Origin of the sequence: uncultured Limnohabitans sp. (genome assembly GCF_937889215.1) — a bacterium.
GTDB lineage: Bacteria > Pseudomonadota > Gammaproteobacteria > Burkholderiales > Burkholderiaceae_C > Limnohabitans_A.
The window spans coordinates 1-2803 of the sequence record NZ_CALBEX010000476.1; the positions used below are offsets into that span (position 1 = coordinate 1).

The window sequence follows — 2803 nt, forward strand, 5'->3', positions numbered from 1 at the left end:
CCAAGGTGGGCCGACCGAACAGCCCCACTTGGGCGATATAGGGGGGGGCGCATGCGCGGCTCACCGCGCTTGCCCTCAATGCTCTCGATCATGGCGGACTCTTCGCCACAAATGTAGGCCCCCGCACCTCGGCGCAACTCGATCAAGGGCAATGGGCAAGGTGGGTTGGCTTGCAATTTGGCCAATTCCGCTGCCAACAAAGCGCGGCAGCCATGGTATTCGTCGCGCAAATAAATGTAGCAAGCATCAATGCCCACCACTTGCGCAGCCACCAGCAGGCCCTCCAAGAAACGGTGGGGGTCGCGTTCCAGATAAGTGCGGTCCTTGAAAGTGCCCGGCTCGCCTTCATCGATGTTCACGGCCATCAGTTTGGGCGCCATTTGGTCGCGCACGATGCGCCATTTGCGCCCGGCCGGAAAGCCTGCGCCACCAAGGCCACGCAAGCCTGAATCCTCCATGGCTTGGAGAACGGCTTGTGGATCTTGCTGGCCTGAAGCCAAAGCCTTGGCCAAGGCATAACCCCCTTGCGCGAGGTAGGCTTGCAACCCCACATAGTCGGGCGACGGAGGCACCGCCTGCGTTGTCGGGGACACCGATTGCTCAGCCTGTGCAGAGGCGTCAAATTGGGCATGGTCTTGGGCACGCGGGTGAAGGGTCTGACCGGCCTTGACGGCCTCCTGCACCGATGCGGTGGTGGCAAACAGCACCGGATGCTGGTGCACCACCACGGCTGGCGCTTGCTCACACCGACCGATACAAGGCGCAGCAATGACCCGCACATCGTCACGCCCCAAAATGGCCGGCAATTGGGTCAGCAGTGCCTGCGCACCGGCGAGTTCACAGCTGAGCCCGTCGCACACGCGAACAGTCAGCCCGGGTGCCGCGTCATCGCCCCGAATCACTTCGAAGTGGTGGTAAAAAGTCGCCACTTCATAGACCTCGGCCATCGGGATGTTCATCTCCTTGGCCAAAGCCACCATGTAGCGCTCATGCAAGCCCCCAAAGTGGTCATTGAGGAGGTGCAAATTTTCAATCAGCAAATCACGCCGGTGCGGCCCATGGCCCAGCAACACACGAAGCTCTTGTAATGCGGCATCGTCGGTCTGACGGCCTTTGAGTTTGCTTTTCATGCGAATGCGCTGACGCATGTCGTCCACGGAAGCGAAGGCGACTGTCGCGTCCGAAGGGTTGGCTGTTTTGGGTGATGTTGGCATGGCACTTCGATGGAAGACCTGCGTTCCCGCAGGAGAAAACTGAAATGAGAAACCCGACAACCGCAAGCGCTTGCGACTGCGTCCTTGGAAAATGCGCCGAGACCGGGTGATGCAAAAAGCACAAGGCGCGGGCACCTTGAGGCCTCACACGGCCTGGCTCGGCCGTCGGGCTGCGCCCCTTGGTACGTTGCATGGCCCCGCAAACACGATCTTCTGCATATATCCTGGGAGCACAATTTTGACTCAGGAAAAAATACAAGTATCACCCGAAAATTAGGCATTTACTCGGGGGAAAACGCTTTTTTGCATTCGGTTTAATATGCATCTTTCAGCCTATTAATAAGCAATTCAATGCATAAAGTTTCCATCAAACCCGAATGGTCTATCCGTGACGACTCTGGGCAGGTCCTCGCGCACCGGGTGCTTGACTTGTTGGCCGATGTGCAGGCACACGGCAGTTTGTCGGGAGCTTGCAAGGTCACGGGCAGCTCTTATCGGCACGCCTGGAATCTGATTCGGCAAGGCGAATCGCAGCTCGGCATGCCCTTGCTCAACATGGAAAGGGGCAAGGGGTCCTCCTTGACGCCGGTGGCTGAAAAACTGGTCTGGGCAGGTCACCGCATCACCGCCCGGCTGACACCCATGCTGGAAACCTTGGCCTCAGAGTTGGAAACAGAGCTCGCCAAAATCATGACCGCCGAAAAAGACATCTTGAAGGTGCATGCCAGCCATGGCTTTGCAATCGAAAAATTGATCGAGCTCTTGGTCAAGCAAGGCCACAACGTGGAACGGCGTTATGTGGGCAGCCAAGAGTCCGCCGCCTCGCTTTATGAGGGCCACTGTGCGTTGGCCGGTTTTCACATTCCTTTGGGTGAGTTTGAAGACTTGGCTTTTCAGCATTACGCCAAGTGGCTGGACCCCCAAAAAAGCCAGATCATCCACGTGGCCACACGCCGACAAGGCCTCATGGTTGCCCAAGGCAACCCCCTCGAAATTTATGGCATCAACGACCTCACCAAGCCGGGCGTGCGCTTCATCAACCGGCAACCCAGCTCGGGCACTTACTTCTTGTTGGAGTGTTTTCTGAAGAAGGCCGGCATCGATCCGGCCAAGCTCCATGGTTTCAACCAAAGCGAGTTCACACACGCTGCAGTGGCCGCCTTTGTGGCCAGCGGCATGGCCGACGTGGGTTTGGGGGTTGAAACCCCTTCACGGCGCTTCCATCTGGACTTCGTGCCCCTGGCCACCGAGCGCTACTTTCTTGTGTGCAACAAGGCGGACTTGGTGACACCCCATCTGCAAGCGGTGCTCCAAATCCTCCACAGCTCCGAATTCAAGCAATCGGTCAACGCGCTGGCCGGCTATTCAGCTGAGCATTGCGGCCAAGTGCAAACTCTGCAGGAAGCCTTTCCGGATTCTTTTGACCTTCGCGCCCCACCGGCCAAATGACCCACTGACCCGCCAAAGCAGGTCAATACGTTTCGAGGTGCAAACGGCCTTCTTTTTTGAGAGCGACACCGATGGCTGCCCAATCAAGACCGGCGCTTTTCGCGATGTCGCGCAAGGCCATGACCACACCCTCCTCCATG

The 2803-nt window shown here is 58.0% G+C and carries 1 protein-coding gene and 1 pseudogene; one reads left to right on the forward strand and one right to left on the reverse strand.

Translation table 11 applies throughout. The features are described 5' to 3' along the window. Positions 1-1214: pseudogene (locus tag Q0341_RS11940) on the reverse strand (NAD(P)H-dependent oxidoreductase subunit E); the annotation flags it as partial. 351 nt (positions 1215-1565) lie between these two features. On the opposite strand from Q0341_RS11940, the gene Q0341_RS11945 reads away from it, so the two are divergent. After that, the gene (locus tag Q0341_RS11945; protein WP_299513589.1) at positions 1566-2663 is read left to right on the forward strand and encodes a substrate-binding domain-containing protein; all 1098 of its coding nucleotides are present in this window, start codon (positions 1566-1568) and stop codon (positions 2661-2663) included. Positions 2664-2803 lie beyond the last annotated feature (140 nt).